General features: G+C 60.7%; 8 protein-coding genes. 4 read left to right on the top strand and 4 right to left on the bottom strand.

The window, feature by feature from the left end; all coding sequences use genetic code 11:
* Positions 1–218: 218 nt before the first annotated feature.
* Positions 219–995, bottom strand: a complete 777-nt coding sequence (locus CQ002_RS18945; protein WP_105162359.1) for a nucleotidyltransferase domain-containing protein — start codon at positions 993–995, stop codon at positions 219–221.
* A complete protein-coding gene (locus CQ002_RS18940) occupies positions 992–1471 on the bottom strand; it encodes an ATP-binding protein (protein WP_105162360.1) in 480 nt (159 codons plus the stop codon). Before CQ002_RS18940 ends, CQ002_RS18945 begins: the two co-directional genes overlap by 4 nt.
* Before the next feature lie 332 nt (positions 1472–1803).
* Here CQ002_RS18940 and CQ002_RS18935 point away from each other — a divergent pair, with 332 nt between their 5' ends.
* The 4 genes from CQ002_RS18935 (at position 1804) to CQ002_RS18920 (ending at position 4922) form a co-directional block, all read left to right on the top strand.
* The gene (locus tag CQ002_RS18935) at positions 1804–2115 is read left to right on the top strand and encodes a hypothetical protein (protein WP_034104928.1); all 312 of its coding nucleotides are present in this window, start codon (positions 1804–1806) and stop codon (positions 2113–2115) included.
* 101 nt (positions 2116–2216) lie between these two features.
* Positions 2217–2642, top strand: coding sequence for a DUF2231 domain-containing protein (locus CQ002_RS18930; RefSeq protein WP_098466616.1), 426 nt, complete (start codon positions 2217–2219; stop codon positions 2640–2642).
* Entirely contained in the window at positions 2639–3931 is a 1293-nt protein-coding gene (locus tag CQ002_RS18925; RefSeq protein WP_105162361.1) for a sorbosone dehydrogenase family protein, read from the top strand. The genes CQ002_RS18930 and CQ002_RS18925 overlap by 4 nt, the downstream gene beginning before the upstream one ends.
* A 70-nt stretch (positions 3932–4001) precedes the next feature.
* On the top strand, positions 4002–4922 hold the full coding sequence (locus tag CQ002_RS18920; RefSeq protein WP_034104922.1) for a helix-turn-helix domain-containing GNAT family N-acetyltransferase: 921 nt from the start codon (positions 4002–4004) through the stop codon (positions 4920–4922).
* Between the two features lie 37 nt (positions 4923–4959).
* On the opposite strand, the gene CQ002_RS18915 is transcribed toward CQ002_RS18920, so the two are convergent.
* Both CQ002_RS18915 and CQ002_RS18910 read right to left on the bottom strand, forming a co-directional pair.
* Positions 4960–6363, bottom strand: coding sequence for an MFS transporter (locus CQ002_RS18915; protein ID WP_069023642.1), 1404 nt, complete (start codon positions 6361–6363; stop codon positions 4960–4962).
* A 143-nt stretch (positions 6364–6506) separates the two neighbouring features.
* The gene (locus CQ002_RS18910; RefSeq protein ID WP_105162362.1) at positions 6507–7037 is read right to left on the bottom strand and encodes a GNAT family N-acetyltransferase; all 531 of its coding nucleotides are present in this window, start codon (positions 7035–7037) and stop codon (positions 6507–6509) included.
* Positions 7038–7049 lie beyond the last annotated feature (12 nt).

Raw genomic sequence — 7049 nt, 5'->3', positions numbered from 1 at the left:
GCGGCGGCACTGCTGATATTTTCATCGCCTGACACTCCGCTATCGCAGCCTCGCTAAAGCTCGACAGCTCCCACAGGGGAGCTATGTTGATGGCGGGATTTGAGTTGTGCCTGCGGACGCAATTCAAGCCATGGCGAAGCTCAACTGTGGGAGCTGTGTTGATCGCGGGATTTCGGCCGCGTCTGTGAGTGCCGAAGATCGTGTGTGAAAGCTGCTGTCTATGTTCCCTGCGAAATCATCCAGCCCAGGAAAGCGCTAAGTCGAGCTGAGAATTTTTCGCTGTCGGCACTCGGGTTTCGGGCTTCAAACAGGAAGAATGCCACCTGAGTCACCCTCGTCGGATACCTCTGCACGAACAATGCAACATGCTCTTCAAGTGTCTGCGGCCACGCCAACGCGTTTTCCCCGCACAGTACCTGGGTGGCTCTGATCAGCTTGCGTGACGCTTCGCGCTGCAGGCGCAGTCGCTCTTGGTCGTCTCCGGCACCGGCGATGCGCGTCAGGTAAGTGGTAAGTACCGTTTCAAAGTCACCATTCACGGCCAAGGCAATGTCCAGGGACGGCCGGAAGCGCTCGAAGTGCAATGCCAGATCATTACCCCAGAGGCATCGGCAATGGTGCTTGAGCCAGAACCCCCAGCTGTTTGTGTTTTCGGCAGCCAGTACCTGTGCGCGGCTGCCGATATCGAAATCGACTTTGGTGACTTGCGCATACCGCCGCTCCAACTCACACCGGACTACCTCCAACCGCTCCCGTATCTGCAAGGTCGGCGCCTCGCGTAACACCAGCGTGAGGTCAAGGTCGCAGACACCAGGGATGGCATCGCCGCGCACGACACTGCCATACAGGTAGATGCCGTCTACGCCCAGTTCCGGTTGCGAGAGCAAGGTGCAGGCGTCCTCAATCAACGGCTGAAACTCAACCTGTACGGTACGATCAGGCACAGTAAGGATAAAACCGTCGGCGTCGACGCCTTTGGCGGTGGGCGCACTCACGGGCGATGCACCTCGATCACTAGCCCCTCGTCCTCGCTCGGCACACAAAAGTGACGGGTAATCAGGTCGAACTCGGCATCCGTCGCTGCGAAATCGTGCCCGCCGCGTGCATTACGCGCATGCAGCCGCGCGCGGCAGGTGTCGTCGTCCAGCGCCAGGTAATGCAGGCGGTGCTGCACCCCGGCTGCATGCGCCAGCCCCAGTAGCCATTCGCGATTAGCCAAGGTATTGGCCGGAAAATCCAGCACGACGTTGACACCTGATTCCAGCAAGCCCACTACCAGCGGCCCGACCACCCCGCGGATGCGTTGCGCACAGCGCAGATAATCCGTCACCGACAGCATGTCGCCGGGATACAGCTGTGCGAGCCAGTGGTCTTCGCTCAACAGCATCGCCGCGTACTCATGGCTCATCTGCTCGGCGAGCGTAGATTTGCCCGAGGCGATCTTGCCGCACAGCAAATGCAGGGTCGGCATGGGTGAAGGCTCCTTCTTCTAGGTTGAACGTCGCTGGCAATGCCCATAAACCACCAACGCCGGGCATCTGGCGGCGGGTCATGCAACGGCCGGGTGATCGACATCGGTGGGGATTATAGGCCCCCAACTGGGCAACACTGCCAGGGATTCACGCTGGAAAATAAGTTGAATCCTGCTTTTCGGTGGCAGTCATCTATTAGGACAACAGCGAGACGACAACGCAACGGAGGTGCTTATGAACCTTGCAATGACACTCTTCAGCCTGTTTGCCGGGTGGATGGCGATCGTGATTTCGATGATGTGGGGCGTGCTGCGGGTACTGCGCTGGCACCATGATTAGTACGCCGGATGGACGCTACCTCGTGGTCAAGGGCCAACTCTGGCGCTGCACCAACCCGGCGCTGGACGAAGATACCCGCCAGCGTCTGGTGCATGAATTGATGGACGCGCGCCGTGCGGTCAAAGCAGCCAAGGCCTCGGGCGACCCGCAACAGTTAAGTGCGGCGCGACACCAGGTGCAGAGTGCCAAAGTCGCCCTCGGCGAACGCGGCCCCGTGTGGTGGAACGACGGCAGCGCGGACTTCAATCGCTATCAGGTTGCCAATACGCCGTATGCGGCGTGGTTTGAAAACATCTCGACATGAAACCCCAGTGAACTTTCTCGCAAACGCCGCGCTCCTTTCCTATGCAACGCACCCGCGCCCCTGAATCCAGGAGCACTGTTCGATAAGGAGCCGCCACCCCCATGACTACCCTCCCCACCTACTACGCGACAAGACCAGGCCCGCTGCACGCGATCTTGCTTGCCGGTAGCGTACCGTTGTTCCTGGGCGCCTTGCTCAGCGACGTTGCCTATGGCCAGACGTACCAGATCCAATGGGCCAACTTCGCTTCCTGGCTGATTGCCGGCGCGTTGGTGTTCAGTGGATTCGCACTGTTGTTCGCGTTGGTCAATCTGCTTCGCGCGCAGCGTAAATCCGGACGACCTGCCGTTTACTTCCTGTTGCTACTGGCTGCCTGGGTACTGGGCCTGGTCAATGCGTTCCAACATGCCAAGGACGCGTACGCGATGATGCCCGCGGGCTTGGTGCTGTCTGTGATCGTCACATTGCTGGCGGTGGTGGCCACGTGGATCGGCCTGACTGATTTGCGTTCGAGAGGTGCCAAATGAAAACGTCCAGCACACTGACCCTATTGAGCGCCGCCTTGTTGCTGAGCGCCTGTGGCGGCGAAGGCGACAAGACCCAGGCCCGTGGCCCCGACCCCAAGCTGCCGGAACAGCAAAGCAGCCTGTTGCCGAGCATGAAGATTGCCGAGCCTGTGCCATGGGGCGAGCAGAAACCCACGGTCCCGGAAGGCTATAGCGTCACCGCCATCGCCACCGACCTCGCGATTCCGCGCCAGACGCTGGTATTGCCCAACGGCGACATCCTCGTCGCTGAAGGCCGTGGTGGCAGTGCAGCCAAGCTCAAGCCCAAGGATGTGATCGCCAGCCTGATCAAAGCCGAGGGCAACACCAAGGTCAAGGGCGGCAACCGCCTGACCTTGCTGCGCGATGCCGATGGGGATGGCACCTACGAACTCAAGACCGTATTCGCCGACAACCTCAACGCACCCTACGGCCTGGCGTTCGCCAACGGTAAGCTCTACGTGGCCAACCAGGACGCACTGGTGAGCTTCGACTACGCCGACGGCCAGACCAAGGCCAGCGGCCCGCCCAGTAAAGTCACTGACTTGCCGGCGCAGATCAACCATCACTGGACCAAATCCCTGGCCGTGAGCGCCGACGGAACCCAGCTCTACGTGGGGATCGGCTCCAACAGCAACGTCACCGAGCGCGGCATGGAAGTGGAGATCGACCGCGCGATGGTCTGGCAGATCGACGCCGCGACCGGCGCGCACAAACCGTACGCTACCGGCCTGCGCAACCCGACGGCGCTGACCATCCAGCCGGACTCCGGGCAACTGTGGACCGTGGTCAACGAACGCGACGAACTCGGCCCGGACCTGGTCCCGGACTACCTTACCTCCGTGCGTGAAGGCGCCTTCTACGGTTGGCCCTACAGCTATTGGGGCCAGAACGTCGACCCGCGCGCACAGCCGCAGAACCCCGCCAAAGTCGCCGCCGCCATCAAGCCGGACTACAGCCTTGGCTCACATGTGGCGGCACTGGGCGTGGACTTTTCCATCCCGCAAATGGGTGAGAAGTTCGCCGATGGCGTATTCGTCGGCGAGCACGGCAGTTGGAACCGCGATAATCCGGTGGGCTACAAGGTGATCTTCGTGCCCTTCAGCAATGGCAAGCCGTCCGGTGAGCCCATCGACTTTGCCACCGGCTTTCGCGGTGATGACGGCAAGACCCGAGGCCGCCCAGTGGGGGTGACGGTGGACCCGAAAGGCGCGCTGATCATCGCCGATGACCTGGCCAATACCGTGTGGCGGGTGACGCGTAACCGCTAAGCAAACTGTTTGACATGGTTGCCTGAAGCAACAATATAATTGCCTCAGGCAACCATTCGAGCATTCCAGTATGTCCACTCCCCTGCTTGTCGAACGCGCCGGCGTCGTGCGCGGCTTCAACCGCTTCTATACCCATCAGATCGGCGTGCTGCAGGAACACCTGCTGCAGAGCGATTATTCGCTCACCGAAATCCGCGTGATGTACGAGTTGTCTACCCAAGGCGATCTCACCAGCGCTGACCTGTGCCAGATGCTCGGCCTGGACGCGGGCTACCTGAGCCGGCTGACCAGTGGCTTCGAAAAGAAAGGCCTGATCCAGAAAGTCCGTTGCGTTACCGATGCGCGCGCGGTGCAACTGCACCTCACCGACCTCGGCCGCGCGGTGCTGGAGCCATTGGAGCAGCAAACCCAGGACGAAGTCATCGCCCTGCTCGACAGCCTGCCGGAAACCCAGCAGCAGCAACTCACCGCCGCCATGAAGCGCATCCAGGCCTTGCTGGGAGGTACCGCGCCCAGCTATCTGCTGCGCGATCCCCAGCCGGGCGACATGGGCCTGGTGGTGCAGCAACAGGCCGCGCTGTATGCCCGGGAGTACGGCTGGAATTGGGAGTTCGAAGCGTTGGTGGCGGAAATTGTCGCCCAGTATCTGCGCGAATTCGAGCCGGCATCCGAGCGTTGCTGGATCGCGGAAAAGGACGGCGAGGTGGTCGGCTCGGTGTTTGTGATTCGCCATGATGACACCACGGCCAAGCTGCGCATGCTCTACGTGGATGCCAGCGCTCGCGGCATGGGCATCGGCCAACGGCTGGTGGATGAGTGCGTGCGCTTTGCCCAGCAGGTCGGCTACACACGCATGCTGCTGTGGACGGTGGATATTCTCACCGAGGCGCGCAAGCTCTATCAGAAGGCCGGGTTCGAATTGGTAGAGGAAGAACCGATGATCAGCTTCGGTAAATCCCTGGTCAGCCAGACCTGGGCCCGCGCGCTGTGAAGCCGTCCCGCGCTATGACAGCGCGGGACGTCGAGCCTTACAGGTCAGTGATTTCCTTGTGACGCGGTACCAGTGCCTTCATCACGCTCCAGGCGACCAGGTAGGCCAGCGCACAGATCGCGAACATGATCATGTAACCGGTATGGATGTCACCGACCGACTTGTAGTAGTCGAACACCCAACCACCGATCTTGGTCATCACCACGCCACCCAGGCCGCCGGCCATGCCGCCGATCCCGACCACCGAGGCCACGGTCTTCTGCGGGAACATGTCCGATACCGTGGTGAAGATGTTGCACGACCAGGCCTGGTGCGCGGAGGCGCCCACACCGATCAGCAAAACCGGCACCCAGAAGCTGATGTAGCCAAACGGTTGTGCGAGCAATACCACCAGCGGAAACAACGCGATCACCAACATGGCTTTCATGCGGCCATCGTAGGGTGCATCGCCGCGCGCCATGAAGTAGCTGGGGAACCAGCCGCCACCGATACTGCCCACCATGGTCATGCTGTACAGCACCGCCAGCGGCATCACGATATCGGCGCCTTTCATGCCGTACTGCGCCGACAGGTACGTAGGCAGCCAGAACAGGAAAAACCACCACACACCGTCGGTCATGAACTTGCCGAAGGCAAAGGCCCAGGTCTGGCGATAAGTGAGCAATTTGAACCACGAGACTTTCTTCTCCACGGCGCCGGCCGGTGCCGGTGTGAAGGGCTGCACGGTCTGGTCGCTGCGGATGTACGCCAGCTCGGCGGGCGACAGGCGCTTTTGCTCATCCGGCTTCTGGTAGAGCGCGATCCACACCGCGACCCACACAAAACCCAATGCGCCAATCACGATAAACGCCGCTTCCCAGCCCCAGAGCCCCGCGATCAGCGGCACGCAGATTGGCGCCAGGATCGCACCCACGTTGGCGCCGGAGTTGAAAATACCGGTGGCCAGGGAGCGTTCCTTCTTGGGGAAGTACTCGGCGGTGGCCTTGATCGCAATCGGAAAGTTACCCGCCTCGCCAATCGCCAGCACCGCACGGGATAACATGAAACCGGCAATCGATACCGGAATCACCGCCAGGCCGATTGCGCCGCTGATGGCCGCAATGCCCTCGCCCATCGGCACCGAGAAGGCGTGCATGATGGCGCCCGTGGACCAGATCCCGATCGCCACGACATAGGCAGCCTTGGTGCCGATTTTGTCGACAAAGCGCCCGGCGAAGAGCATGGAGATCGCGTAGACAAACTGAAACACCGCGGCAATGTTGGCGTAATCGGTGTTGCTCCAGCCAAATTGCGTGGACAGCTGAGGCGCCAGCAGGCTGAGCACCTGGCGGTCGAGGTAGTTGACGGTAGTGGCGAAGAACAGCATCGCGCAGATGGTCCAGCGATAGTTGCCTACCGCCTGGCCAACGCGCTGGGCGTTGATGGGCTCGTTCAAGTTCATGGCATCACTTTTTATTTTTGTTAGGTAGGACATACGTAACGTCATATGTCGTCGTACAACTGCCACTTTTATATCGGGACGCCTACACGCTGTCAATCTGAAAGATTGCCGTTTATCGAGCGATTTCGCGTGTATGTGAAAGGTTAGCCAATGTCAGTTGTAGGATGACAAATGCGTAATACCAGGCTCGGTGCCTTGCCCGGCACGTCATCGAGCAAGCCGAAAGGCTGCATGCCGATCTTTTCCAGCACCCGGATCGATGCAGCATGGTCCGGCCGCACCAGCCCAAACACGGCAGGCAAACCGAGTGTTTCGAATGCCAACGCCAAGGCATCACGGCCCACTTCGGTGGCATAGCCCTGCCCCCAGGCTTCTACCGCAAAACGGTAACCCAGGTTGATGCGCCGTTCGGCCAGGTAGTTCAGAGGCGCGATCCCGCCAAAGCCGATGAGGTGGTCAGGCGCTTCACGATGGGCAATTGCCCACCATCCATACCCCTGGGTGGCCCACTGTTCGAGCCAGTGGTCCAGCAGGTGCTGCGCAATCTCCAGGCTGGCCAACGGGCCGGCAGGGTTGAACAAATTCGTCTGCGGGTCACCGAAGATCGCGAACAATCGCTGCACGTCGCTGGGATGTGGTTGGCGGTAGATGAGGCGCGACGGGGCATCGGGCATTCAGATAACTCC

The organism is Pseudomonas sp. MYb13, assembly GCF_002980075.1.
Classification (GTDB): domain Bacteria; phylum Pseudomonadota; class Gammaproteobacteria; order Pseudomonadales; family Pseudomonadaceae; genus Aquipseudomonas; species Aquipseudomonas lurida.
The sequence above is the reverse complement of the archived record's forward strand: the minus strand, read 5'-3'. Positions and strand labels throughout refer to the sequence as shown.